The organism is Ruegeria sp. CJ3 (genome assembly GCF_056536725.1).
Window position 1 is genome coordinate 182828 of sequence record NZ_JBQFQE010000006.1, and the last position, 25768, is coordinate 208595.

The 25768-nt window shown below is 61.4% G+C and carries 27 protein-coding genes and 1 tRNA gene; 13 read left to right on the top strand and 15 right to left on the bottom strand.

Annotated elements, in window-relative coordinates; genetic code table 11:
• Nucleotides 1-50: 50 nt before the first annotated feature.
• A complete protein-coding gene (locus tag ACR0J1_RS12890) occupies nucleotides 51-1178 on the bottom strand; it encodes an anhydro-N-acetylmuramic acid kinase (protein WP_480733215.1) in 1128 nt (375 codons plus the stop codon).
• 255 nt (nucleotides 1179-1433) lie between these two features.
• Between ACR0J1_RS12890 and ACR0J1_RS12895 the strand changes: the two genes are divergently transcribed.
• Entirely contained in the window at nucleotides 1434-2702 is a 1269-nt protein-coding gene (locus ACR0J1_RS12895) for an MFS transporter (RefSeq protein WP_480733217.1), read from the top strand.
• An 81-nt stretch (nucleotides 2703-2783) separates the two neighbouring features.
• The gene (tyrS, locus tag ACR0J1_RS12900) at nucleotides 2784-4028 is read left to right on the top strand and encodes a tyrosine--tRNA ligase (RefSeq protein ID WP_480733218.1); all 1245 of its coding nucleotides are present in this window, start codon (nucleotides 2784-2786) and stop codon (nucleotides 4026-4028) included.
• 86 nt (nucleotides 4029-4114) lie between these two features.
• Here tyrS and ACR0J1_RS12905 read toward each other — a convergent pair whose 3' ends face one another.
• The gene (locus tag ACR0J1_RS12905) at nucleotides 4115-4840 is read right to left on the bottom strand and encodes a hypothetical protein (RefSeq protein ID WP_480733219.1); all 726 of its coding nucleotides are present in this window, start codon (nucleotides 4838-4840) and stop codon (nucleotides 4115-4117) included.
• A gap of 181 nt (nucleotides 4841-5021) precedes the next feature.
• On the opposite strand from ACR0J1_RS12905, the gene ACR0J1_RS12910 reads away from it, so the two are divergent.
• A complete protein-coding gene (locus tag ACR0J1_RS12910) occupies nucleotides 5022-5777 on the top strand; it encodes a 3-hydroxyacyl-CoA dehydrogenase (protein ID WP_480733220.1) in 756 nt (251 codons plus the stop codon).
• A gap of 176 nt (nucleotides 5778-5953) precedes the next feature.
• Here the strand turns inward: ACR0J1_RS12910 and ACR0J1_RS12915 are convergent, their stop codons facing one another.
• From ACR0J1_RS12915 to ACR0J1_RS12925, 3 genes are all read right to left on the bottom strand, one after another.
• Nucleotides 5954-7762, bottom strand: a complete 1809-nt coding sequence (locus ACR0J1_RS12915) for an ABC-F family ATP-binding cassette domain-containing protein (protein WP_480733221.1) — start codon at nucleotides 7760-7762, stop codon at nucleotides 5954-5956.
• A 68-nt stretch (nucleotides 7763-7830) separates the two neighbouring features.
• Nucleotides 7831-8565 (bottom strand): GNAT family N-acetyltransferase, encoded by a 735-nt coding sequence (locus ACR0J1_RS12920; RefSeq protein WP_480529585.1) that lies wholly within the window; start codon nucleotides 8563-8565, stop codon nucleotides 7831-7833.
• Between the two features lie 96 nt (nucleotides 8566-8661).
• On the bottom strand, nucleotides 8662-9132 hold the full coding sequence (locus tag ACR0J1_RS12925) for an outer membrane protein assembly factor BamE (protein ID WP_480733222.1): 471 nt from the start codon (nucleotides 9130-9132) through the stop codon (nucleotides 8662-8664).
• Nucleotides 9133-9223: 91 nt separating this feature from the next.
• On the opposite strand from ACR0J1_RS12925, the gene ACR0J1_RS12930 reads away from it, so the two are divergent.
• From ACR0J1_RS12930 to ACR0J1_RS12965, 8 genes are all read left to right on the top strand, one after another.
• Nucleotides 9224-9760: a YceD family protein gene (locus ACR0J1_RS12930; RefSeq protein WP_480733223.1), complete on the top strand. Its 537-nt coding sequence runs from the start codon at nucleotides 9224-9226 to the stop codon at nucleotides 9758-9760.
• A 205-nt stretch (nucleotides 9761-9965) separates the two neighbouring features.
• Nucleotides 9966-10172 carry a 50S ribosomal protein L32 gene (rpmF, locus tag ACR0J1_RS12935; RefSeq protein ID WP_037316137.1) on the top strand — a complete coding sequence of 69 codons (207 nt, stop codon included), beginning with the start codon at nucleotides 9966-9968 and terminating at the stop codon, nucleotides 10170-10172.
• 24 nt (nucleotides 10173-10196) lie between these two features.
• Nucleotides 10197-11282, top strand: coding sequence for a phosphate acyltransferase PlsX (plsX, locus tag ACR0J1_RS12940; protein ID WP_480733224.1), 1086 nt, complete (start codon nucleotides 10197-10199; stop codon nucleotides 11280-11282).
• A 24-nt stretch (nucleotides 11283-11306) separates the two neighbouring features.
• Nucleotides 11307-12278 carry a beta-ketoacyl-ACP synthase III gene (locus ACR0J1_RS12945; protein ID WP_480733225.1) on the top strand — a complete coding sequence of 324 codons (972 nt, stop codon included), beginning with the start codon at nucleotides 11307-11309 and terminating at the stop codon, nucleotides 12276-12278.
• A 96-nt stretch (nucleotides 12279-12374) separates the two neighbouring features.
• A complete protein-coding gene (ihfA, locus tag ACR0J1_RS12950; RefSeq protein ID WP_008755922.1) occupies nucleotides 12375-12677 on the top strand; it encodes an integration host factor subunit alpha in 303 nt (100 codons plus the stop codon).
• Nucleotides 12678-12695: 18 nt separating this feature from the next.
• Nucleotides 12696-13268 (top strand): MerR family transcriptional regulator, encoded by a 573-nt coding sequence (locus ACR0J1_RS12955; protein ID WP_480733226.1) that lies wholly within the window; start codon nucleotides 12696-12698, stop codon nucleotides 13266-13268.
• 61 nt (nucleotides 13269-13329) lie between these two features.
• Nucleotides 13330-13406: transfer RNA gene (locus ACR0J1_RS12960), tRNA-Pro, on the top strand.
• 61 nt (nucleotides 13407-13467) lie between these two features.
• Complete coding sequence (locus ACR0J1_RS12965; RefSeq protein WP_480733227.1) at nucleotides 13468-14547, top strand: 2'-deoxycytidine 5'-triphosphate deaminase; 1080 nt, start codon at nucleotides 13468-13470, stop codon at nucleotides 14545-14547.
• A 3-nt stretch (nucleotides 14548-14550) separates the two neighbouring features.
• Here the strand turns inward: ACR0J1_RS12965 and ACR0J1_RS12970 are convergent, their stop codons facing one another.
• From ACR0J1_RS12970 to argS, 6 genes are all read right to left on the bottom strand, one after another.
• A complete protein-coding gene (locus tag ACR0J1_RS12970; RefSeq protein WP_480733228.1) occupies nucleotides 14551-14790 on the bottom strand; it encodes a hypothetical protein in 240 nt (79 codons plus the stop codon).
• A gap of 65 nt (nucleotides 14791-14855) precedes the next feature.
• Nucleotides 14856-15503, bottom strand: coding sequence for an SMC-Scp complex subunit ScpB (gene scpB / locus ACR0J1_RS12975; protein WP_480733229.1), 648 nt, complete (start codon nucleotides 15501-15503; stop codon nucleotides 14856-14858).
• The gene (locus ACR0J1_RS12980) at nucleotides 15496-16290 is read right to left on the bottom strand and encodes a segregation and condensation protein A (protein WP_480733230.1); all 795 of its coding nucleotides are present in this window, start codon (nucleotides 16288-16290) and stop codon (nucleotides 15496-15498) included. Before ACR0J1_RS12980 ends, scpB begins: the two co-directional genes overlap by 8 nt.
• Nucleotides 16280-17287, bottom strand: coding sequence for a beta-N-acetylhexosaminidase (gene nagZ, locus ACR0J1_RS12985; RefSeq protein ID WP_480733231.1), 1008 nt, complete (start codon nucleotides 17285-17287; stop codon nucleotides 16280-16282). The genes ACR0J1_RS12980 and nagZ overlap by 11 nt, the downstream gene beginning before the upstream one ends.
• On the bottom strand, nucleotides 17284-18327 hold the full coding sequence (locus ACR0J1_RS12990; protein ID WP_480733232.1) for an SPOR domain-containing protein: 1044 nt from the start codon (nucleotides 18325-18327) through the stop codon (nucleotides 17284-17286). Before ACR0J1_RS12990 ends, nagZ begins: the two co-directional genes overlap by 4 nt.
• Before the next feature lie 88 nt (nucleotides 18328-18415).
• The gene (gene argS / locus ACR0J1_RS12995) at nucleotides 18416-20167 is read right to left on the bottom strand and encodes an arginine--tRNA ligase (RefSeq protein ID WP_480733233.1); all 1752 of its coding nucleotides are present in this window, start codon (nucleotides 20165-20167) and stop codon (nucleotides 18416-18418) included.
• Nucleotides 20168-20300: 133 nt separating this feature from the next.
• Between argS and ACR0J1_RS13000 the strand changes: the two genes are divergently transcribed.
• Nucleotides 20301-20852, top strand: coding sequence for a putative pterin-binding protein (locus tag ACR0J1_RS13000; RefSeq protein WP_480733234.1), 552 nt, complete (start codon nucleotides 20301-20303; stop codon nucleotides 20850-20852).
• Here the strand turns inward: ACR0J1_RS13000 and ACR0J1_RS13005 are convergent, their stop codons facing one another.
• Entirely contained in the window at nucleotides 20853-22073 is a 1221-nt protein-coding gene (locus tag ACR0J1_RS13005) for a deoxyguanosinetriphosphate triphosphohydrolase (RefSeq protein WP_480733235.1), read from the bottom strand. It lies immediately after the preceding gene.
• Between ACR0J1_RS13005 and ACR0J1_RS13010 the strand changes: the two genes are divergently transcribed.
• Nucleotides 22072-22395 carry a HesB/IscA family protein gene (locus tag ACR0J1_RS13010; protein WP_480529571.1) on the top strand — a complete coding sequence of 108 codons (324 nt, stop codon included), beginning with the start codon at nucleotides 22072-22074 and terminating at the stop codon, nucleotides 22393-22395. The two genes, ACR0J1_RS13005 and ACR0J1_RS13010, sit on opposite strands and share 2 nt — an antisense overlap.
• Nucleotides 22396-22617: 222 nt before the next feature.
• On the opposite strand, the gene ACR0J1_RS13015 is transcribed toward ACR0J1_RS13010, so the two are convergent.
• The 3 genes from ACR0J1_RS13015 to ACR0J1_RS13025 all read right to left on the bottom strand — a co-directional run bounded on the left by ACR0J1_RS13015 (nucleotide 22618) and on the right by ACR0J1_RS13025 (nucleotide 25732).
• On the bottom strand, nucleotides 22618-24021 hold the full coding sequence (locus ACR0J1_RS13015; protein ID WP_480733236.1) for a TRAP transporter large permease: 1404 nt from the start codon (nucleotides 24019-24021) through the stop codon (nucleotides 22618-22620).
• Nucleotides 24022-24024: 3 nt separating this feature from the next.
• Nucleotides 24025-24654 (bottom strand): TRAP transporter small permease subunit, encoded by a 630-nt coding sequence (locus ACR0J1_RS13020; RefSeq protein WP_480733238.1) that lies wholly within the window; start codon nucleotides 24652-24654, stop codon nucleotides 24025-24027.
• A gap of 61 nt (nucleotides 24655-24715) precedes the next feature.
• A complete protein-coding gene (locus tag ACR0J1_RS13025; protein ID WP_480733239.1) occupies nucleotides 24716-25732 on the bottom strand; it encodes a C4-dicarboxylate TRAP transporter substrate-binding protein in 1017 nt (338 codons plus the stop codon).
• Nucleotides 25733-25768: the final 36 nt, after the last annotated feature.

Genomic DNA, 25768 nt, shown 5'->3' on the forward strand with positions numbered 1-25768 from the left:
CTGGCCAAAAATATCCCGGCGGAGTCGCGCAGCGACGGGGGCAGAGCCCCCTACCCGCGCGCCACAACCTCCCGCGCCGGAGACGACACAACCCCGCCCCCCACCAGCGCACTGACCCCGGTCGTTCCGGGGCACGAGGTCGGCATCCCCCGCGCCACCCGCACCGCGAGATAGGCAAAGGCCTGTGCCTCCAGCATATCGCCATCCAGACCCACAGCCTCCACCGGCTCGACCGGACAATCCAGCGCCACGCGCAGCATCTCCATCAACACCGGATTGCGCCGCCCTCCGCCCGTGACAAGCAACCGCGCAGGCGGCTTCGGACAATGCTCCATACCCTGCACCACACCCGCCGCGCACATACCCGTCAGCGTCGCTACCGCATCCGCATCGCTGAGTTCCTGAACCAACCCGATCATCTCGGCAAAATCGTTTCGATCCAATGATTTCGGAGGCATCCGGTTAAAAAACGGCTCGGCCAAAAACAGCTCCAGCGCGCCGGTCTCGACGGTCCCGTCGCGCGCCAGCGCCCCGTCGCGATCCATCGGCAGGCCCAAACGCGCCTGCATCAGATCATCCACCGGCGCATTCGCGGGCCCGGTGTCAAACGCCAGCAACGCCCCTGACGCTTCGGGCCCCTCAAACGACGGGTCCACATAGGTCAGATTGCCAACCCCACCCAAATTCAGAAAACACAACGGCACATCCGCACCAATCCACTTGGCGCAGGCGAAGTGAAAGAACGGCGCAAGCGGCGCACCTTCTCCGCCCAACGCCACATCATCGCTGCGAAAATCCCAGACAACCGGCAGACCCAAGGCCTGCGACAGGCCGATCCCATCGCCCACCTGCAACGTCCCGCGCCCGCGCGGCTCATGCGCCAGCGTCTGGCCGTGGAAACCGATCATGTCGACATCTTCGAACTCGGCCAATGCCTCGGCATGGGCCAGCGTCACCAATTCTCCCGCTGCCTCAACCTCGGCCCCGTGCCAATGACCTAACGCCGCCCGCAGAACGGCGCGCTCGGCCTCGGAATAGGCGCGATAGCGGCTCTCGCCAAAGCCAAAAATCCGCTGCCCGTCGGTTTCGACCACAGCGGCATCCACACCATCCAGCGAGGTCCCCGACATCGCCCCCAGCGCCCGGATCGGCCCGGTTTTTCCGTTGCTCCGGCTCACGCCTCTCTCCTGCTCAATTCCGCGCGTCCATCCGCGAAGGCCAGCAAGGGCCACTCAACCAGACGCTGCACAAGTTTCAAACTGCCCCCAGACCCCAGTCCCTGACAAGACGCATTCACCGCAAAGCCGGTATTTTTCGGTCACAGACTCTGTAAAGGCACGCCCATGGGCAAGATTTTCGCAAGCCAATTTCTGAACTTATGTAATATGACGCAAGAAACCCCTGATGCATCTGACAGAACACAGCGCCGAGACATGGAAAAGAACACCACAGCCCCGGTGGAAAACCGCAACTATCAGCTGATCTTCTGGTCCGGCGCGCTCTCCACGATCGGAGGGCAACTGGTCAATCCCCGTCTGGTCCTGCCCTTCCTCTATCTGGCGCTGGGAGCACCCACATTTGTCGCCGGCCTGCTGCTGCCCTTCGTCACCGCAGCGCGGCTGATCGCGGAGATATTCGTCTCACCCTTCGTCAACCGTGTCACCCGCGCAAAGCTGGCGGTCTATGTCCCCAACCTGCTGACCGCGCTGATCCTGTCCGTCGTAGCCCTGTTCGCGACCGGACTTCCGCAACTGTTGGTGGTGCTGCTGTTTCTGACCACAGCGATTGTAATGGGCCTGTGTCAGGGCATCACCAGCCTCGGCACCAGCCAGATCTACGGCGTTTCGATTCCCGACCAAAAACGCAACCGCATGGTGTTTGCGCAGGCCACGATCTCGGGCGCGCTGGCCATCGTGGTGGTGTGGCTGACCAAAGACCTTCTGGTCTCGGACCAACCCATGCAGCGCCATATCGTCGTGATGTGGTGCGGCGTCTTTGCCATGTTCGCCGCGGGCATCAGCTTTGCCGGGGTGCGCATCTTCGAAGACGACCGCCCTGCCCCCAAACCCACCGCCAAGCCAAAACCGCTGGCGGAACTGGCCACCGGGTTCAAAACCGGCATGGCCTATCCGTGGTATCGCAAGTTCCTGCTGGCCCGGCTGATCTTCATCTCGGTCGAACTGGCGATGCCGTTTTATACCATCCACGCAGCGACCTATCACGTGGGTACCAAACACTCGCTCAGCTATTTCGTCATCGCCGCCAGTGCCGGGATGGTGATCGGATCGCTGGTCTGGGGCTGGCTCAGCAGCCGCATCTCGGTCAAACCGGTGATGTGGATGGGTTGCCTGATCTCGGCGGCCTCGGCGCTGATGGCGCTGGCCTTCACGCTAATGGGCTATGCCCAGAACGTCCAGCTATACGCGCTGGTGATCGGCCTTCTGTCGCTGGGCGGTAACGGAGTGATCTATGGCCGCTACCTCTACGTCATTGAGATGACGGACGAAAAAGAGCGCCCCTACCTCGTCGCCCTCGGCGATGTCAGTGCCGGGCTGGTGGGGATCGTCTTTGCCGCCATCCTCGGCGCGGTGGCGCATCTGCATGATCCGATGACCCCGATCATCGCGCTCGCGGCGCTCAATCTGGCAGCCATGGCCTATGCCATGGGCCTGCCCGCGACGACCGCACAGAAAAAGCCCTGACAGCGTCTGAAAAACGCATCTTTCCCTCACCCATCCCGCCGCCTATACAGTGCCCCGCAATATCAACCCAAAGGGCACGCTATGACCTACCACCCCAAATCGGATTTCATCGCCACGATGATCGAGCGCGGCTTTCTCGCCGACTGCACCGATTATCAGGGCCTTGATGAGGCGCTGATCAGCGGGGTGCAGACGGCCTATATCGGTTATGACGCCACCGCGCAGTCGCTTCATGTGGGGCACCTGATGAACATCATGGTGCTGCGCTGGCTGCAAAAAACCGGCCACAAACCGATCACCCTGATGGGTGGCGGCACCACGAAGGTGGGCGATCCCTCATTCCGCTCGGACGAACGCCCCCTGCTGGGCCCCGAACAGATCGACGCCAATATCGCGGGCATGAAGCAGGTGTTCTCGAAATACCTGTCCTATGACGACAGCGACACCGGCGCGCTGATGCTGAACAATGCCGAATGGCTCGACAGCCTGAATTACCTCGATTTCCTGCGCGATATCGGGCGGCATTTCTCGGTCAACCGGATGCTGTCGTTCGAGTCGGTGAAATCGCGCCTGGATCGCGAACAATCGCTCAGCTTCCTCGAATTCAACTACATGATCCTGCAGGCCTATGACTTCCTTGAGCTGAACCGCCGCTATAGCTGCGTTCTGCAGATGGGCGGCAGCGACCAATGGGGCAACATCGTCAACGGCATCGACCTGACCCGCCGCGTGCTGGATCACGAAATCTACGGGCTCACCACGCCGCTTCTGACCACCAGCGATGGCCGCAAGATGGGCAAATCGCAGGGCGGAGCCGTCTGGCTGAACGGCGACATGCTGAGTGCCTATGAGTTCTGGCAGTTCTGGCGCAACACCACCGACGCCGATGTGGGTCGGTTCCTGAAAATCTTCACCGAACTGCCCGTCGACGAATGCGACCGTCTGGCCGCACTGCAAGGGTCCGAGATCAACGAGGCCAAAATCCGCCTCGCCAACGAGGTCACCACCCTGCTGCACGGGGCCGAAGCCGCAGCCACAGCCGAAGCCACAGCCCGAGAAGTGTTCGAAAAAGGCGGCGTGGGCGAGGACCTTCCGACCCTGACGCTGAACGCCGAAGACCTGCCCGCCTCGATCGTGCAGATCATCGTCAAATCCGGCCTCGCCAAATCGGGCAAAGAGGCCAAACGCCTGATCGCCGAGAACGGAGCCAAGCTGGACGATGCCCCTCTGACCGATGCAGGGCTGATGATCGACGCGGGCGCGCTGTCCTCACCGATCAAGCTGAGCGCGGGCAAAAAGCGGCACGCGCTGGTGCAGCTGGGCTAAACCCAGACCGCAGAAACGAAAAACGGCCACCTTGATCGGTGGCCGTTTCCATTTTTGCCAAAGGCATCATGGCCGGATCAGCGCATTTACTTGCTCTTACCCTTGCCTTTGCCGCCTTTGCTTTTGCCTTTGGACTTACCGCCCGATCTGGCAGCATCCGCCCGGGCGCGGGCCGCGTCGGCCTTGGCGTTGGCTTTTGATCGCGCCGCGTCAGCCCGGGCTCTGGCCTTTTCAGCGCGGGCCTGACCGTCCTTCTCAGCGCCCGGCTTACCGCCGCCGGTATCACCACCGCCACCAGTATCGCCACCGCCACCGCCGGTATCTCCACCGCCGCCAGTATCTCCACCGCCACCGGCATCACCGCCGCCGCCAGTATCTCCACCGCCACCAGTATCTCCACCGCCGCCGGTATCTCCACCGCCGCCAGTGTCGCCACCGCCACCGGTATCGCCGCCGGGCCCACCGTCAAACTCATTCGGGTCCGAGTTGCGATCCTCGCCCCGCGGCGACGCCGCTGCGATGCTCGCCGTGGGCAGATCGGTCAACAGCCCCGCCAGCCCCGGACATTGCGCCCCGGTCACACCCAGAACCGTCTCGAAATCCGACCGCCTCTGCAGCCGTTTGAGGAAACTCGGCGTCACCTGCGCACAATCGCACAGCCCCGCATAATCCCCTGCATTGGCCAGATCGCGCGCAACCCGCCCATCGCATACCTCGGTGGCAGCCGCCGCGCTGCCCGCCATCATCACCCCCACGACAGGAGCCGCAACAATCGCGCCCAGTGTGCGCTTCGCATTCGTTAACATCAACATATCGGTACCTCCTGAAAACCAAACACGCCCGGCCCACGGGTTGTTCATTCACGAAACAGCGACCCGACCGTAAACTGTCAGTTCGAGCCTTCCCCAACAGGCCAGACACCCTCAAAACAGTAGACAGCACCCCGGCGATCCGTTTAATGAACAATTGTTCAAATCCTAGGGAGGAGCGACCATGCAGCTATCCACCACTGCAGCGATCATCACCGGCGGCGCGTCGGGCCTGGGCGAAGCCACCGCCCGCCATTTCGCCGAACAGGGCGCGCAGGTCACCATCCTCGACCGCGATGCCGACCGCGGCCCGCAGGTCGCCTCGGAGATTGGCGGATATTTCGCACAGACCGACGTGACGGACGAAGCTTCGGTCACGGCCGCGATCGCACATGCGGTAGACAAGATGGGCAAGATCACCGCCGCAGTGAACTGTGCAGGCATCGCCATCGGTGCCAAAACCGTAGGCCGAGATGGCCCCCATCCGCTGGATGCCTTCCAGCGCACCATCGACATCAATCTGATCGGCACCTTCAACGTATCGCGTCTGGCAGCCGCCGAGATGGCCCGCAACGACCCTGACCCCGACGGCGCGCGCGGCGTGATCATCAACACCGCCTCCATCGCCGCTTTCGACGGCCAGAAAGGTCAGGCCGCTTATGCCGCATCCAAGGGCGGCGTGGTCGGCATGACCCTGCCGATGGCACGCGACCTCGCCTCAACCGGCATCCGTGTGATGGCTATCGCCCCGGGCATCTTCATGACCCCGATGCTGGCCGGCCTACCGCAAGAGGTGCAGGACCAGCTTGCCGCCGACGTCCCAAACCCCGCCCGCCTGGGCGACCCACGAGAATACGGACGGCTGGCCGGGTTCATCGTCGAGATGGGCTATCTGAACGGCGAGGTCATCCGCATCGACGGCGCATTGCGGATGCGCTGAGCCGAGAGATCGGACCAGCGCCCCCATCCGAACCGGGGCCCGCAGAACGGTCGTCGACTTGGTTCCCAACAGATCACATAGATCGGTTAACAAACCGTTGGCAAAACCGGAGTTTCCGCGGCTGAAAATTTGTACAATTCAAACAAACCACCGTTTCGCGGACGTACAAAACGAACTCAACCGGCCTCGGCCTTCTCTTCCAGCGTCAGCCACTCTTCCTCAGCCGCCGACAGTTTTTCCTGCCGCTCAACCAACGCTTCAGTCGCCTTCTGGAACTTCACCGGCTCACGCGAGAACAGGTCCGGATCCGACATCAACTCTTCCAGCTTGGCAATCTCGGCCTCAAGCCGCGCGATCTCGGCGGGCAGCTTTTCAAGCCGGTGTCGTTCCGAGAACGACAACCCTGCTTTCGGCTTCGCCTCTTGCTTCACCTTTGGCTTTGATGCCTTTGTTTTATCTTCTTTTTTCTCAGATAAATCGCCACGCTGAGCAATATAGTCGGACCAGCCTCCGGCATAAACCGTGGCCCGCCCGTTGCCCTCCATCGCGATGGTCGTGGTGGCCACGCGGTCCAGAAAGTCCCGGTCGTGGCTGACCAGCAGAACGGTCCCGTCATAGTCGTCCAGCAACTCTTGCAGCAGGTCCAACGTCTCGACATCCAGATCGTTTGTCGGTTCGTCCAGTACCAGCAAGTTCGACGATTTCGCCATCAGCTTGGCCAGCAACAACCGCGCTTTTTCCCCACCTGACAAGGACTTAACAGCCGCTCTTGCCTGCGCATCGTCGAACAGAAACTCCTTGAGATAGCCCACCACATGCTTGGGCTGCCCGCCCACCATCACTTGATCGGCCTTGCCCGAGACCCGCATCTCGGGGTCACCTGTCAGACTGTCCCACAGCGTCATCTCGGGGTCCAACTGCGCACGCGCTTGATCAAACACAGCGATCTCGAGATTCGTGCCCAGCGAAACGGTGCCCTCATCCGGCTCCACCTGATCCAGCAACATTTTCAGCAGCGTGGTTTTTCCCACCCCGTTGGGCCCGACAAAGGCGACACGATCCCCGCGCTGGACCAGCAGATCAAAGTTACGCACAATCTGCTGCGCGCCAAACGCCTTCATCAATCCCTTGGCTTCAGTCACCTTGCGGCCGGATTTCGGGCCGGATTCCAACGCCATAGCAGCCGAGCCCTGGCGTTTGATCTGCGCCGCCTTCTCGGCCCGCAGCGCCTGCAGGGCGCGCACCCGGCCCTGATTGCGTTTGCGACGCGCGCTGATGCCCTCAACGGCCCACCGCGCCTCTGACTTGATCAGACGGTTCAGCTTGTGACGCTGCTGATCTTCTTCCTCCCAGACCTTGTCGCGCCAGCCCTCAAAGGCCTCGAACCCCTGCTCCTGTCGCCGCACAGCGCCGCGATCGATCCATAAGGTCGCCCGCGTCAGCGCACGCAAAAAAGCCCGATCGTGCGAGATCAGAACATAGGCTGCACGGGTCGCGCCCAACTCGCGCTCCAGCCATGCAATCGCTTCGATGTCCAGATGGTTGGTCGGCTCGTCCAGCAGCATCAGATCCGGTGCTTCGGCCATCAACTTGGCCAGCGCCGCGCGCCGCCGCTCGCCGCCCGAGGCGGTTTCGACCGCACGTTCGGGGTCGAATTTCAGCCCCTCTCCGGCGCGTTCGACCTTATACAGCTCACCGAGCTCCAACCCGCTTGCGGCATAGTCGCCCAGCGTCGCGAACCCCTCCATCCCCGGGTCCTGCTCCATGTAACCGACTGATTTTCCAGGCGGGATCACGATATCCCCCTGATCGGCCTCGACCAGACCAGCCATCACTTTCATCAGGGTCGACTTGCCCGACCCGTTCCGCCCGACCAGCGCCACGCGGTCGCCCGGTTGAACCACCAGATCAAGATCGGAAAACACCGGATCGCCCCCGAAGGTCAGGGAAATACCGGACATCTGCAACAAAGGAATTCTCGCCATGTCCGCCAGCTAAACCGGTGAACACAAGGCGTCAACGCCCCTGCTTCACCTTTTCACAAATACTCAAATCACCCGGCCACCGCCCGCAACAGACGTTTGCGTTCAGCGGGAATCGCCCCAATCTCAAGCCCAGTAAACACATGCAGCGTGTTCATATGCCGATCCACCACCGCATGATCGCTGACCCAGCCACCCATCATCAGATAGGTCCGCAGCAAGGGCGGCATCCGCAGCATCGCCTGTTTCACGTTCGGCCTGCGCCGCAGACGGGCGGCAAAGCGGAACACGTCCGGTGCCTTGACCCGCGGCAACCAGCGCTTGGGCGCCAGATGACGATGCTTGAGCATGGCGAACGCGTCGAGATACTCGTCTGTTTCGGTCCCTGCGAAGGAAGAACAGCCAAACAGCATTTCGATGCCGTTCTGATCCACATAGGCCGTCATCGCGCCCCATGCCACGCGCAGAATGTCGGGATCGGTCCAATCGGGGTGGATGCAGAACCGGCCCATCTCGACCATCGGACCACAAAACCCGTTCAAAGCGGACAAATCATAGAATTGCGCCGAATAGCTGCACCCGATCTCGGAGCCGTCCTGCATCGTCAGCATACGGAAACAGCAGACCAACTGCCCACCGGACCGCATATCCTCGATCAGAACATGGGCACATTGGGCGTCATACATATCGCGATCCGTGCCCGACGTTCCGAACGCCAGCGTCCGCAGCGCCTGCGCCGCGGCCACATCCCGCGCAGACCCGGCCAGCCGGGCCCGGTATCGGCCTTTGTTCAACAGCTCAGCCATCATCGCCCCCTTATGCGGTTGCTGACCGTTCGTCTTGTCCTGCCCTACCATAACAGGTGTGACGAACGCGTGACCTCTGCAAGAGGTCCGGGCGATTTAGTTGGTGGCCCCGGGGATGTTTGCCGGGTTGAAGTTGCCGATATTGCCAAGCAGCTGACGCAGGAACCCTTTGTCCTCGACGTTGGAATCGGTCACGCGGCGGTCCAGCACGATGACATAGCCATCTTCAAGGCCGAACCGCTCGATATTGCGCACGACGCCGCGCTGATCAAAGCTGATCGCGACCAGCCGGCGCGAGACGACCTCGGGCCGCCGGACGCCCGACGTGCGGATGCGCGAGGCGACATAATAATAGCCCGAGTCCCGGACCAGACCGGCAGAACTGGGCGCGCCGATGGCCTCTTCCACTGTTTCGCGCGTATCGACACCGACCTTGATCTTGGCCAGATCCTCGGGCGGCGGCACATAGCCGTGATTCTTGAACACCGGCGAACATGCGCCCGCGATTGCCAGACAGGCCGCAAAGACAAGCGTTTTCGACGCCGGTTTCACCCTGTTCACACCCATCAACTTGCACACCCTCTTGCCTTGGCCCCTTGCGGACCCTATCCGATTACATCAAACCGCAGCCCCGGTTCAACACAGGAAAACCTCACGAATGAGCAACCCGACATCTTTGCGCGTCACCGACCTGCCGCAAAACGCACCGACGCCCTTCGAACTGCGCCCCACCGGCGAGGCGCTGGAGGCGATCAAGCTGGAACTTGGCCTGCAGGGCCTGCGCAAGCTGAGCTTTGTGGGCGCGCTGCGTGCGCAAGGCAAGCGCGACTGGGTGCTTGAGGCAAAACTGGGCGCGACGGTGATCCAGCCGTGCGTTGTGACGCTGGAACCGGTGACCACGCGCATCGATACCCCCGTGACTCGAGTGTTTCTGGCCGATTGGACCGACCCGGACGAGCCCGAGTTCGAAATCCCCGAGGGGGACGAAACCGAGCCATTGGGCGCCGAGATCGACCCTGCGCAGATCATGGTCGAGGCGCTGTCGCTGGCCCTGCCCCAATACCCGCGCAAAGATGGGGCCGAACTGGGTCAGGCCGACTATACCGAGCCGGGCAAACAGGCCCTGACGGATGAGGATGTAAAACCCTTTGCCGGTCTGGCTGGGCTGCGCGATGCGCTGAAAAAAGACGAGTGACAGGGGGCTGATTTCCTGTCATAGCAAGCGGCCAGAAAAACCGCTTGAACATGGCGAGAATCGCAGTATTTTCGCGCGCTCATTGGATTTTGGGTTGGACATTGCGGGGCAAGCCCCTTAAACGCGCGTCAAACCACGAGAAAACGAAGAACGTAACCCGGCCGGCGGCGAATCTGCTGGCCCATATCAGACAAAGGTTGAGACCATGGCCGTCCAACAGAACAAAGTTTCCAAGTCGCGCCGCAACAATCGCCGCGCACATGACGCTCTGGTTGCTGCAAACCCGAACGAATGCGCAAACTGCGGTGAGCTGAAGCGCCCGCACCACGTCTGCGCGTCCTGCGGCCACTATGATGACCGTGAAGTCGTCGCTCAGGCCGACGAAATCGACCTGGACGAAGACGCGGCCTAAGCCTGATTGGACGCAGGCCAAGGCATGACGGATCAGCCCACGCAAACCGGACGGATCACCATCTCGGTTGACGCTATGGGCGGAGATTCGGGCCCTGCCGTCGTTGTGGCGGGCATTGCCAAATCTGCGGACAAGAACCCCAATATCGGGTTCATCCTGCACGGTCAGGAACAGGAACTGCGCAAGCTGGTTGCCAAACGGCGTGTCCTTGACGGGCGCGTCGTTTTTCGTGATTGCCCCGACGTGGTCACGATGGATGACAAACCCAGTCAGGTTGTCCGCAGCGGCAAGAACACCTCGATGTGGTCCGCGCTTGAGGCAGTCCGCCAAGGCGAAGCCCATGGCGCAGTTTCGTGCGGGAACACCGGTGCGCTGATGGCGATGTCGATGCTGCGCCTGCGCAAGTTGCCCGGCGTGAACCGCCCCGCGATTGCGATCCTGTGGCCCTCGCGTAATCCGCAGGGGTTCAACGTGATGCTGGATGTGGGCGCAGATGTGCGGGCCGACGCCAAAGACCTGCTGCAATACGCGCTGATGGGGGCCTCCTATGCGCGCAACGGCATGGCGCTTGGCCGTCCTCGGATTGGATTGCTGAATGTCGGCACAGAAGAGCACAAAGGCCGTGCTGAGTTGAAAGAGGCCCACGCCATGATCTCGGACTTCGCAGATCAGGCGAATTTCGAGTTTGTGGGCTTTGTCGAAGGCAGCGACATTCCCGGCGATAAGGCCGACGTGATCGTCACCGACGGATTCACCGGCAATGTTGCGATCAAAACCGGCGAAGGCACAGCCAACCTGATCGGAGACCTGTTGCGCCAGGCGTTCAAGTATTCTCCGCTCTCGCGTCTGGCCTCGATCCTTGCGATCACCTCGCTGAACCGTCTGAAGAAACGGATCGACCCGCGTCAGGTCAATGGCGGCGTCTTTCTGGGGCTGAATGGCACCGTGGTCAAATCCCATGGCGGAGCAGATGCAACTGGCGTTTCGGCAGCGGTCAAACTGGCCTTTACACTGGCCGAATCCGGTTTCTCGGAAAAATTGGCAGCACGGGTTGCATCAACAGCCGCCCTTGCACAAGATGCGGCCCATTCCGTGTCTCAATCGGAATAATAACAAAAAAGGCAGTACCCCAGCATGGCAGGCCGCTCAGTTGTTGTAGGTGTCGGGCATTATTTGCCGGAACGTGTCGTACCGAACGCCGAGTTCGAAAAAACGCTGGATACCACGGACGAGTGGATTCGCAGCCGGTCCGGGATCGAGCGTCGCCACTTCGCCGCTGATGACGAAACCACATCCGATCTGGCCACCAAGGCCGCCGAAGCCGCACTGGCCGACGCCGGGCTGACCGCCGATGATATCGACGCCATCGTGCTGGCGACCTCGACCGCCGACCTGACCTTCCCCTCTGCCGCCACCATGGTTCAGGCCCGTCTGGGCATGACCCGTGGCTTTGCCTTCGACGTGCAGGCAGTCTGCGCCGGGTTTGTCTTTGCGCTCAGCAACGCCAACGCCCTGATCCTGTCGGGTCAGGCCAAGCGCGTGCTGGTAATCGGGGCCGAGACATTCTCGCGAATCATGGATTGGACCGACCGGTCGACCTGTGTGCTGTTTGGCGATGGCGCAGGCGCGCTGGTGCTGGAGGAACAGCAAGGTAAAGGCACGTCCGACGATCGCGGTATTCTGGCGACCGATCTGAATTCGGACGGGCGCTATAAGGATCTTCTCTATGTGGATGGCGGCGTGTCGACCCAATCGACAGGCCATCTGCGGATGCAGGGCAATCAGGTCTTCCGCCACGCGGTCGAGAAACTGGCCAAAACCGCCGAGGTCGCGCTGGAGCGTGCAGGCCTGACCAGCGGCGATGTCGACTGGATCGTGCCGCATCAGGCCAATATCCGCATCATTCAGGGCACTGCCAAGAAAATGGGCCTGCCGATGGACAACGTCGTCGTCACCGTTCAGGACCACGGCAATACCTCGGCAGCATCCATCCCCCTGGCCCTGTCTGTGGGCAAGCAACGCGGGCAGATCAAGCAGGGTGATCTGATCGTGACCGAGGCCATTGGCGGTGGTCTGGCCTGGGGCGCGGTTGCCCTGCGCTGGTAACCGGCACAATCCAGCTTACAGAGCCGAGCGCAATTCATTGATATTGACAGCGAATTTTGCATCGCCATATGCTTGCCCATCAACAGGGGAAAAAGCATGGGCGACAAAACACTGACCCGAATGGATCTGAGCGAGGCCGTCTTTCGCGAGGTTGGCCTATCACGCAACGAAAGCGCGCAACTGGTCGAAAGCGTATTGAACCATATGTCCGACGCGCTGGTGCGTGGCGAGCAGGTCAAGATTTCGTCTTTCGGGACCTTCAGCGTTCGGGACAAAACCGCCCGCATCGGCCGCAACCCCAAAACCGGCGAAGAAGTTCCAATTCAGCCGCGCCGCGTGCTGACCTTTCGCCCGTCGCACCTGATGAAGGATCGCGTCGCCGCCGGGAACCGCAAGTAAGGTCAGGACGTCCGTGTTATGAGTAAGTCTCGCGACGCATTTCGCACCATCAGTGAAGTTGCGGATTGGCTCGGAGTTCAGGCTCATGTGCTGCGATTCTGGGAAAGCAAGTTCACGCAGGTCAAACCGGTCAAACGCGCCGGGGGGCGGCGGTACTACCGCCCCAATGACATGCGGCTGCTGGGCGGGATCAAGAAACTGCTGCACGAGGACGGGATCACCATCAAAGGCGTTCAACGCATCCTGCGCGAGCAAGGCGTAGCGCATGTGGCGTCGCTATCCCCTGCTCTGGATGACACCGGGTCCGAGCCGATCGTCGACAGCACGGTTATCCCTTTCACGGCCAAACCCGCAGAACCGGCGGATCAGATCAATATGGATCTGGGCGAACCCGCCAAACCCGCCGTGGCGGCAGCCCCGGAACCATCCCGGCAACCGGATGAAGTCGACGCGGCTCCGCTGATGGGGGGCATCACGTCGCTGGCGTGGAATCGGGACGAGTATGACGATGCGCTGCTGCATCAGATCGCACCCATCGCCAAGGACCTGCGCAGGTGGCTGGATCGGGTCGAAAACCACGCGGCGGGATAACAAAAAAGGCGATGATTTCCTCTTGCCCCTGCCGGGAAAGTCTTTATGAACACGTCAACGTCGGGCTATGGCGCAGCCTGGTAGCGCGTCCGTCTGGGGGACGGAAGGTCGCAGGTTCGAGTCCTGCTAGCCCGACCAAATCACACCGACGTTTATGGCACATAGGCCAGATCCCGCTCTGGCATCAGAGGGGATCGAGATGACAGGTGTTTGCCCAAACCAGCAGCTTGAGGCGATGATTTCGCGCGGTGAGATCACCGCCAGCCCGGACGTCATTCCGGCGCAGGTTCAACCGGCCAGTCTTGATCTGCGTTTGGGAACAGTCGCTTATCGCATCCGCGCCTCGTTTCTGGCGGGTGAAGGACGCTCAGTCTCCGACCGTCTGGCAGAGTTCGAGATGCACCGCATCGACATCACCGACGGTGCGGTTCTGGAAAAAGGCTGCGTCTATCTGATGCCGCTGATGGAATCGCTGGCCCTACCCAATGACGTCAGCGCGGTGGCCAATGCCAAAAGCTCGACCGGGCGGCTGGACCTGCTGACCCGTACCATCACCGATGGCGGCACCGAGTTCGATCGGGTCCCCGCGGGCTATACCGGCCCGCTTTATGCCGAGATTTGCCCAAGGTCGTTCTCGGTTCTGGTGCGTCCGGGGATGCGTCTGAACCAGATTCGTTTCCGCAAGGGGCAAGCGGTGCTGAGCGATACGGAACTGACCGCGCTCCACGATCAGGCCCCGCTGGTCGACGGGCCAGCCGTCATTCAGGACGGGTTGGGCTTTTCAGTCGACCTGCAACTGCCCGACACCGATCTGGTCGGCTATCGCGCAAAACCCCATACTGGCGTGATCGACCTAGACCGGATCGGCGAATACGACCCGCAGGAGTATTGGGAAGAAGTGCGCACCAAAGACGGTCGCATCATCCTGGACCCGGGCGCATTTTACATCCTCGTGAGCCGCGAGGCGGTGCATATCCCGCCGATGTACGCCGCCGAAATGGCCCCCTATCTGGCCATGGTCGGCGAGTTCCGTGTGCATTATGCTGGTTTCTTCGACCCCGGCTTCGGTCACGCCGAGGCAGGTGGTGCCGGTTCGCGCGGGGTGCTGGAAGTGCGCTGTCACGAGGCGCCTTTCGTACTCGAGCACGGACAGGTTGTCGGACGGCTGGTCTATGAGAAAATGGCCGAAATGCCGACGCAGCTATATGGCGCGGGCATTGCCTCGAACTATCAGGGTCAGGGCCTGAAACTGTCCAAACATTTCAAGCCCGTAGGCTAATCGTCAGAACTTCATGAACCGGCGCATCTGACGGGAAACTTGCTTCATCTGCTTTGCACCCTGTTTCTGGCGCGCGGCGGTATCACGCATCTGGCGATCAGCTTCCGGGCTGTCGGGGGGCGCTGACTGGCCAGGCTTACGGCCAACGCGGCCAGCCATATCAATCCCCTTGTCGACCCCATGGTTCACAAGGCGGCGCATCACCTGACGCACGATCATATCGATGATCCGATTGGCATTCATCTGCTCAACTCCGTTTTCTGCGCCTTACACTAAGCGCATTCTGCGGCAATAAAAGGGCTGTCCGATCACTCTTCCTCGAACAGCTCGGTCTGATCTTCGTCTTCTTCCTCTTGCCCCTCGCCCAGCGGCACCGCGCCCGGCGGAGGCCGGTTTTCCAGCAGCCCGGCGGCGCGCAGCTCTTTCAAACCCGGCAGGTCGCGAGCATTCTCCAGCCCGAAATGATCCAGAAACTCGGGCGTCACGACAAAGGTCACCGGACGGCCGGGCGTCATGCGACGGCGACCAAGCCTGATCCACTCCATCTCAAGCAATTGATCGATGGTCCCGCGCGAGACGGACACTCCACGAATTTCCTCGATCTCGGCTCGGGTGCAGGGCTGATGATAGGCGACGATGGCCAATGTCTCGATCGCGGCGCGGCTCAGCTTGCGGGTTTCGACGGTTTCCTTTTGCATCAGAAAGCCCAGATCGGGGGCCGTGCGGATCGCCCAGGCCTCGCCCACGCGCACCACGCGCACGCCACGCCCCTCATACCGTTTCTGAAGTGATTCAACAGCTTGCGCGGCAGTGCTGCCATGGGGCATCCGCGCCTCAAGGTCGGCGATGGTCACCGGTTCGGCGCTTGCGAACAGGACCGCTTCGACCATGCGTTCCTGCTCGGCCAGGGGGGGCGCTTCGAACAGGGTGCCGGTTTCTTCGGGGGCGTCAGTCACGGGTTTCTGTCCTCTTGCGCAATTGGATCGGGGCAAAGGTCTCGCTTTGCTTGATCTCCATATGTCCTTCTTTCACCAACTCCAGCGAGGCCGCAAAGGTTGCCGCCGTGGCGGACCTGCGGCGCACCGGGTCAGCCTCCCAGCCGTCGGGCAGATAGGTCTCCATATCCGTCCACGCCCCGGCAAAACCGATCAAAGGGCGCATCCGTTCCAGTGCCTGTTCCATCGTGAAAACAGCGTCGCGGTCCATGACGAAGGGACGGAATTCGTCACGGGTGCGGATGCGCGCATAGCCCTGCATCAGGTCCAGCAGCGTGGCTGAATACGTCACTGTGCGAATGCGGGTCACATCCTCGCCCTGCCCGCGTTTGAAGAAATCACGACCCAGCTGATCGCGCGCCATCAGTCGTGCAGCGACGTCGCGCATGGCCTGCAGGCGTTCCAGCTGGAACGCGAGATGCGCCGCCAGTTCCTCACCCGAAGGCCCTTCGTCATCCGGGTCGGGGGGCAGCAACAGGCGGGACTTCAGGAAGGCCAGCCACGCCGCCATCACCAGATAGTCGGCTGCTAGCTCGATCCGCAATTGCCGCGCTTTTTCGACAAAGGTCAGATATTGCTGCGCCAGCGCCAGAACCGAGATTTTGCGCAGGTCCACTTTTTGCGTCCGCGACAGGGTCAGCAGCACATCCAGCGGGCCTTCGAACCCGTCCACATCAACGATCAGCGCCTCGGCGGCAAGCCGATCCGCGACCGAGACCGGGTCTTCGCTGAAAAGGTTATCCTGCATATACCTGCCCGCCCATTAGGGCAGATAGTTCCGCCTCGGCGGCCTGGATGTCAAGTTCCTGCGGTGGCTGGCGCATCGCCAGCGCGCGATCTGCGCGGGCTTGTGCCGCATCAGGCATCTGACCGGCGGCTTCCAGCACCTGAGCGCGTTCGTCAAACGCTCCGTTACAATGCAAAACCACATCACATCCGGCGTCCAGCGCCTGACGCGCCAAATCTGAGGGCGCCCCTTGCAAAGCCTTCATCGTGATATCATCGGTCATGATCAATCCGTCAAAGCCAATGCGCTCGCGGATCAGCGTCATCATCGCGGCCGAAATCGTCGCGGGCTGAGGGTCAATCTGATCGTAAACCAGATGCGCTGTCATCCCCATCGGCAGGTCATTGAGCGCACGGAACGGCGCAAAATCCGCCTCATCCAGCGTTTTCAGCGGTAGATCCACATGCGGCAGGTCGTGATGACTGTCGAGTGTCGACAGGCCATGGCCGGGCATGTGTTTGACAACCGGCAGTACCCCGCCATCCAGATGACCTTGCGCAACGGCGCGACCAATCTCGGAAACCTGTTTCGGATCAGAGCTATAGCAGCGGTTCTTCAGAAACGCATGGGTGTCGTCGCGGGCCAGATCAACCATTGGCGCGCAATTGCTATCGATCCCCAGTCCAAGCAATTCATGCGCGATCAGGCGATAACGCAGATACATCGCCCGTTCCGCCTGATCCCCCGCGCGGGTGACATGATCCAGCGGCGGCATCCATTCGCGGGCCAAAGGGGTCCGCAAACGCTGCACCCGGCCTCCTTCCTGATCGACAGTGATCAGGCAGTTCCGCCCCACGGCCTCACGAAAATCCTCGCACAGCGCGCGGGTCTGATCGGCGCTTTCGATATTTCGAGCAAACAAAATGAACCCAAATGGGTTCATCTCTTTGAACAGGGCCTTCTCATCCGACGTCAGGCGCAGCCCTTCGGCATCGGAGATGACCGCGCCAAAGCTCACCGGACGGCGACCGGGATGCAGTCAGCCCCCTGCGCAACCAGCGCAGCGCAAAATTGGCGCGAGTCGCTCAGATCATCGAACCCCATGACGCGCAGGCGATAGAAGGTTCGGCCACCGCTTGAGGTTTTCTGGATAACACGCTGTTTTCCATCCATATATTCGCCAAACCTGTCATTCAGGCGTGCCCATTCCGCTTGCGCCACATCAGAGCTTTCATACGCACCCAACTGCGCCAGCCGCGTTCCCTTGGGCAAAGCGTTCGGGTCCACATCCAGACCAACAGCAGCCTTGACGGCAGCGTTGATGGCCGCCTCGGTGGCGCTGCTAGACGAAACCGAGCTTGGGGTCGCGCGCGCCGGACGCACATGCGGGCGCAGCGACCGCCGTACGCCCGGTAGCGCCGCGATTTTCGGATCAGGCAATTGAGCCGCGAAATCGACCGGGTCAATCGCCGGTTCTTCCTCGGGCGTCACCAACGCGGCCAGTTGCACCCCCTGTTCGGGCGTTTGTTCGGGCTGGATTTCAGCGGCCAGCCCCTCGACCAGCGCATTCACAGCCGCCTGATCGGTGGCAGGTTCCTCGACCACATGCAGGGCGTTCGTGGCCTGCGGCGCACCCATCGGCTTGTCTTCGTCAGTCAGAGACACCGGGCGCGGTGCGAGGATCAACCGGTCAGCCGGAGCTGCAGCAGAGCCCACGGCAGCCACAGTGTTGACCGCCAGCCCCTGATGATCGGCGGGCGTTCCGCCGGGGTTTTCCGGCTGGATACGCATCGGACCTTCGGCGGCGCGTACAACCGGAACGCCGCTGACATCCCGCATTACCAGCTTGTAGCCCCAGACTCCGACGCCCGCGACCAAGGCCAAAGACGCAACCGCCCCCAGAACATTCACAATACGACCTAGCCCTGCGCCCGCGCGCGGGGCTTCGTCATAACCATAATTTTCGTCGGGATAGTCATACGCATCCTCGGGATGCGCTTGATTCGAGTAATGCATCTGCTCGGGGCTTGCCTGCCCCGAGTAATCGTAACGTGCCATATCCGCCTCACCGCCCGTTTGGCGCCTTAAAAAGTGGCGCGCGGGTCATTTCTTGCCTACCTCGTACCGGCGGTTCGGGCGATATTGGTTATCGCATCTCCTGCGCCGGGGTAACGCCAAGAATACCCAAGCCCGCTGAAATCACAACAGAAACAGCGCGGGCCAATGCGATTTTCGACTGGCTTGTGGCAACATCGCCATCCTGAATGAAACGCAGCTGGGTTTCGTCGTTGCCCTTATTCCAAAGCGCGTGGAAATCCCCTGCAAGTTCATACAGATAGAAGGCAACCCGGTGCGGTTCGTTGGTGCGGGCAGCAATCTCGACCAACCGTGGCCATTCTGCCAGCTTCTTCGCAACGGCCAGCTCCGAACCATGATCGATCTTGCCCAGATCCGCCCCGGCAAGGGCCGCATCCTGCGCATCGATCCCGGCCTCGGCAGCACGGCGCAGCACGCTCATGACGCGGGCATGGGCGTATTGCACGTAGAACACCGGGTTCTCGCGGCTTTGTTCCAGAACCTTGTCAAAGTCGAAATCCAGCGACGCATCGTTGCGCCGCGTCAGCATGACAAAGCGGGTGACGTCGGGGCCGACCTGCTCTAACACGTCGCGCAGGGTGATGAAGGTCCCTGCCCGTTTCGACATCTTGAACGGTTCACCATTCTTGAACAGCTTCACAAGCTGCGTCAGTTTGATGTCGAAGGACACCCGCTTTTCGTGATCCAATGCGGCCACAATCGCTTTCATCCGTTTGACATAGCCGCCATGGTCGGCCCCGAACACGTCGATGATGACATCGAAGCCACGCTTGATCTTGTCATAGTGATAAGCCAGATCGGGCGCGAAATAGGTCCAGCCGCCATCCGATTTCTGCACCGGGCGGTCGACATCGTCGCCATACTCGGTCGCCTTGAACAGCATCTGTTCGCGCGGTTCCCAGTCCTCTGGCGGGGCTTTGCCCTTGGGCGGCTCCAACACGCCGCGATAGACCAGCCCCATCTCTTTGAGCTCTTCCAGCGTCTTTTCGATCTTGCCGCTGTCATAATACGACCGCTCGGACGTCCAGACATCCATCTGAACCCCCAGCATGCCCAGATCTTCGCGGATCTGCCGCATCATTTCGTCAATGGTGAAATCGCGGAAGGTCACAAGCCAGTCGGCCTCGGGCTTGTCGATCATGCTGTCGCCGAACTTCTGTTTCAGCGCTTCGCCCACCGATACGAGGTAATCGCCGGGGTACAACCCGTCTTTTACCTCGAATTCCAGCCCGTTGGCCTCGCGGTAGCGTTCATAGGCGGACCGTGCCAGCACATCGACCTGCCCGCCGCCATCATTGACCCAGTATTCCCGGGTGACGTCGAACCCGGCGTAATCCAGCAGACCCGCCAGCGCATCGCCAAACACCGCGCCCCGACAATGGCCCACATGCAGCGGTCCGGTGGGGTTGGCCGAGACAAATTCGACATTTGCGGCCTTGCCCGTGCCCATATCGGACTTGCCGTAATCCGTGCCCTTTTCCAGAACCGATCCCACGATGCCCTGCCAGACCGGCAGCGCCAGCCGAAGGTTCAGGAACCCGGGGCCTGCGACCTCGGCGCTGGTGATCCGGTCATCAGCGGCCAGCTTACCTGCCAGAGCTTCGGCAATGTCGCGGGGCTTCATTCCGGCCGGCTTGGCCAGCACCATCGCCGCGTTGGTCGCCATGTCGCCATGCGCCGTATCGCGCGGAGGTTCGACCGCCACATTGTCAAAGCTCAACCCCACGGGCAGCCCGCCGTCGGACTGCATTTGTGCCAGCGCGTCCAGAACAAGGACGCGGATCTCGGAAAACAGGTTCATTTCGAATGTCCTTCTGCTTGCCGTGCGGTTTATCACGCAAAGCGCCAAGGTCAATGGACGCCTAAAGTTTGCACTTGGTTCAGCCGCGCAGACCGGTAATGTCATATTTGCAATACAACCGCCGGAGCCCCCAATGACGCGCCTTGCCCTACCCCTTACCCTGTTGCTGACCGCCTCTGCTGTCTGGGCCGAAATGCCCGCGCCGCAGGGCCACGTGATCCTGACGCTGGGCGGCGCGGTTGACGAAACCAACTTGCCCGCGCGCGGTGAAAATGACGGCGGCTTGCTTGGGTTTCTTGAGGTCACCCATGACGGGGCCGCCGGTTTTGACGCCGCCATGCTGGACGGGCTTGCGCAGGTCGAGATTACCATCCCCTATGGCCCCGAAGACCATCAGCGCGACTACACCTTCTCAGGCCCGCTGCTGTCTGAGGTCATGGCAATGGCAGGGGCCACCGGCAAATCGGCCCTACCCATGGCGCTGGACGGCTACCAGGCCGAAATCCCATGGCCCAGCATCGAGGCACACCAACCCATCGTTGCGACCCATGCGGACGGCGTGCCGATGGGGATCGGGGGCTACGGGCCGACGATGATCGTCTTCCCGCCCATCGACGATGCCGATCTGGCGCAGGAACAGGCCGGGCAACAGGTCTGGGCGCTGGCCTATATCGGGATCGAGTAATCAGCCCCCGGTCAGCCGGGCGTGGTCTTGCAGAGCGAAGCGGTCCGTCATCCCTGCGATGTAATCCGAAACAATCCGCGCCAACGCCGTTTCATCCCCCGCCGTTTCGATATCCGGATGCCAACGCGCGGGCATTTGCCGGGGGTCGTTCAGGTAGATCGGAAATAGCTCCTCGACAACCTTGCTGACCTGCGCGCGTACTGCCATCACGCTGGGCGCCCGGTACATGCGGGCGAACAAAAACGCCCGGATTTGTCTCAGCTGCGCCCACAGCTCAGCCGAAAAGCGGATCACGGGATGACCCAGATGGCGAATGTCCCCGACCGATTGCGCGCCGGATTGCAAGATCAGATCTGCAGAGGTGTTTATGACATCCGAAACCATGACCCCGAACACCCGGCGCAGCGCCTCATGCCGGCGGCGATAAGTGTCGAGACCGGGGTATTTCCTGTCCACCTCGGCATAACAATCGCCCACGATGGGCAGTTGCTGAATCTCTTCATCCGTGAACAGTCCAGCCCGCAGCCCATCCAGAAGATCGTGGTTATTATAGGCGATATCGTCGGACAGCGCCGCCACCTGCGCCTCGGCGCTGGCGTGTGTGTGCAGTTCCAGATCGAACCCCTGATTGCACTCGGCCAGCGCCCATGGCAACGCCCCCAGAACGGGGCCGTTGTGTTTTGCGATCCCTTCCAGACATTCCCAGGTCAGGTTGCAACCATCGAACTCAGCATAGTGACGTTCAAGCCGGGTGACGATGCGAATGGCCTGCGCGTTGTGATCGAACCCGCCGTAAGGCGCCATCAAAGCGTGCAAGGCATCCTCACCGGTGTGGCCGAACGGCGTGTGCCCCAGGTCATGGGCCAGCGCCACCGCCTCGGTCAGTTCGGGATTCAGACCCAGCGCCCCGGCAATGGTCCGTGCCACCTGCGCGACCTCAATCGAATGGGTCAGACGGGTGCGATAGCTGTCGCCCTCATGTTCGACAAAAACCTGCGTCTTGTGCTTGAGCCGCCGAAAGGCGCTGGCATGAATGATCCTGTCCCGATCTCGCTGAAAGCATGACCGGAAACTGCTTTCTTCCTCGGGCACCAGCCGCCCCCTAGCGCGGCCCGGATCCGAGGCAAAACCCGCTCGCTCCAATGGTCTTGTCCTTGTCGCCTGTCTCTGGATTTCATATATTGTAGAGCGCTGAGGAAATAAACCTTTGGAGTCCGGCATGAATCTGCCCCCAACAGTTACAGACCGCGCATTTGAACGCCTGGCCGAGATCGGAGCCGCCGATCAGGGTCAGGCCCTGCGCGTTGCAGTAGAAGGCGGTGGGTGTTCTGGTTTTCAATACGAAATCGCACTAGACCAACCCCGAGAAGACGATCTCGTGCTGGAGGGGTTGGGCCAGAAGGTCATCGTCGACTCGGTTTCGCTGCCGTTTCTGGAGAATGCGGTGATTGATTTCACGCAGGAACTTATCGGGGCCCGGTTTGTCATCGAAAACCCTAACGCCACCTCCTCCTGCGGCTGCGGCACCTCTTTTTCGATGTAGCGACCGGCGGGGGCTTTGCCCCCACACCCCCAGGATATTTTTGGCCAGATGAAGCAGGAATCCGCTCTCCGACCATGATGTCGGAGAGCTTCACCTGGCGCGGTCATCGGCGTCCCCGCCTGTACCGCAGATGAAATCTCCCGCGGATTGGTTAAGGATCCATTACTTCATCTGGCTAAAAATATCCCGGAGCGCGAGGCAGAGCCTCGCAAAACGTCGACCCTATCCGGCCAGGGATGGCAGGTAGAGGACAATGCCCGGGAAAACCACAAGCAGCGCGATGGTGAGGGCGTCCGCGATGAAGAATGGTGTGACCCCTTTGAACACGTCCTGCACGCTGAGGTCGGGCCTGACCCCCGCGACAACGAAACAGTTCAGGCCGATGGGCGGGGTGATCAGGCAGAACTCGGCCATTTTGACCACCAGTATTCCGAACCAGATCGCGCACATCGGGCCCGACATGCCAAAGGCACTTTCTGCGGCGCTGACCGTTTCGCCGCCGTTCAGTGCCATGACCGCGGGATAGACGACTGGCAGGGTCAGCAGCAGCATTCCGATTGCGTCCATGAACATACCCAGCACGGCGTAGGCCAGCAGGATGCAGATCAGGATCAGCATCGGCGACATTTCAAGCGAGGTGATCCAGTCGGAAAACGCCCCGGGCAAATCCGCAAAGCCGAGAAACCGCACGTAGATCAGCACGCCCCAGATGATCGCAAAGATCATCGCGGTCAGTTTGGCAGTCTCGAGCAGGGCCGACTTGAACTCGGGCCAGCGCATCCCGTGGATCAGGGCAAAGCAGAATACGATGAAGGCCCCGATTGCGCCGCCCTCGGTCGGGGTGCCCCAGGCCTGATCGCCAAACGGATTGTAGACGAAGCAGATGATAATCAGGATCACGGCCACGATTGGAAAGGCACCCGGCAGGGCCGCCAGGCGCTGTTTCCAGCTGAAGCCCGTTACCGGCGGCCCCACGGACTTGAAGATCACGGCAATCCCCACGATCAGCAGGCCGTAAATCACCGCCGAAAACGCGCCCGGGATAAACCCGGCCAGCAGCAGCTTACCGACATCCTGCTCGACGATGATGGCGTAGATGACCAGGATTGCGGAGGGCGGGATCAGCGAGGCCAGCGTGCCGCCAGCCGCCACCACTCCGGCGGCGAAGCGCTTGTTGTAGCCCACTGCCAGCATCTCGGGGATGGCGATCCGGGCGAAGACGGCAGAGGTTGCAACCGACGCGCCCGACACCGCTGCAAACCCTGCAGTTGCGAAGATGGTCGACACCGCCAACCCGCCGGGAACCCAGGCGATCCAACGCTTCGCGGCCTCGAACAGCGCACGCGTAAGTCCAGCATAGTACGCCAGATATCCGATCAGGATGAAGGTCGGGATCAGGCTAAGCGTGTGCGAGGCCACCTTGGAATGGGGCACCTGCCCCGCCGTCTTGATCCCGATGGTCAGCGCCTTGCCAAAGCGGCCCGGGTCATAACCGAACTTGGCCCAGAAGATCCAGACCAGCCCCACCAACCCCGCAAGCCCCGCCGCAAAGGCCACACGCATTCCGGTGACCACAAGCACCAGCAACCCGCCCGTGACCCAGAGGCCGATTTCAATCGTGTCCATTGGTCAACTGCGCCCTTCGTACTGCTCGGCCTCGGCTGCGGCCTGAGCGGCCGCATCCTGTATAAGCGGCACGGCAACCGGGTGCTCGACACCCAGAACAAAAGCGCGACCATAGCCCCAGACCTGAAGGATCAGTCGCGCGCTCAGCACCGAGAAAGCAACCGGAGCCAATAGCTTGGCGGGCCAGATCGGGATACCGATGTCGATGGAACTGTCGCGGCTCCAGAGCGGGGCTGTGAAATCGAAGGACCGGTCGAAATGGGACCAACTGCCCCAGACCAGCGCCAGCATCAGTACCAGTATCAGCAGGACCGAGATCAGTTCGAACAGCCATAGCGCCCTGCCCTTCAGCCGCGAGATCACGATATCCATACGGATATGCCCGCCATCGCGCTGCACGTATGAGATACCCAGAAAGGCGATCAGCGGCATCGCCTGCTCGATCCAATCCACGTAGCCCGGCAAGGGGGCGTTTAGCGCATTGCGCCCGCTGACCGACACGACCGCGAGCACCATCAACCCGAAAACCGCAAGCCCGCTGATCAGCGCCAGGGCCCGCTCGACCCGCAGCAGACCGCGGTCCAGCCGGCTGAGAAGGCTACTATCCTCCAGCACCGTGGCATGTCCTGCCATCCCCGTGTTCCTTTATCTGTCGATGAGGCCGGGCACCCGCATGAGGCCCCCGGCCAGACGATCAGTTGCCGCCGCGCTGCTGCTGCAGGGTCGCCTGAACAAGGTCATAGAGTTCCTGCGCGGGCAAGCCCTGTGCTGCCATATCCGCGATCCACTTTTCGCGGATCGGATCAGCAGCCTTGGCGCGGAATTCGGCGATCACGGCGTCGTCGATCATGACCTTCTCGACGCCCTTCTCGGCCAGAACACCGTCCCACTGTTCAAGCAGGCCGCCGTAGTTGGCCAGATAATGCGCAATGGCCTCGTCAATCGAGCTGTCCAGCGCTGCGCGGTGATCGTCGGACAACGCGTCATAGGCGTCGATATTCACAACGACCGGGCAATTCACCGTGCCGGGGTTCAGGTTGGCAGTCCACCAGTCGGCCTCGTTGATGGTGCCGAAGGACAGATGTGCGTGCTGGGCGAACGCCACCGTGTCGACGACACCGGATTCCATGGCGTTGTAAGCCTCGGTCGCAGGGACGGATGTGGGTACACCTCCGACCGCCTCGAACGCCTGACCCAGACCGCCGGTGGCGCGCACCCGCATCCCTTCGAAATCGGTCAGCTTGTCACGTGCGTCGCCGGTGCCGACAAGATTATACTGCGGCATGGGCGAGGTCATGATGATGCGCGCATTCCATTGCGCCATCTCGTCCTTAACCGCCGGATGATCATAGACGGCATGACTGACGGCCACTTCTTCGTCCAGCGTGTTCACTCCAAGGAACGGCAGTTCAAGAACGGTGATCGCCCGGTTCTTGTCGCGGTGATAGCCCGCGCAGAACTGGGCCATCTCGAACGCGCCGATCTCAATCCCGTCCAGATTTTCGCGGGGCTTGGACAATCCGCCATAGCTGACATTGATGGTGAACTCGCCGTCGGTTTTCTCGCTGACCAACTCGGCCAACTTTTCCACATGCTCGGTAAAGGCCCGGCGTTTTCCCCAGACCGAGGCGCTCCACTCGGTCGCCGCGGCCTCGGTGACAAACGCCATGCTCAGGGCGGCGACGGCTGCGCCGCTCAACATCTTGTTCATAGTGATTTCTCCCTTTGATGCGCCCCTTCCCGGGGC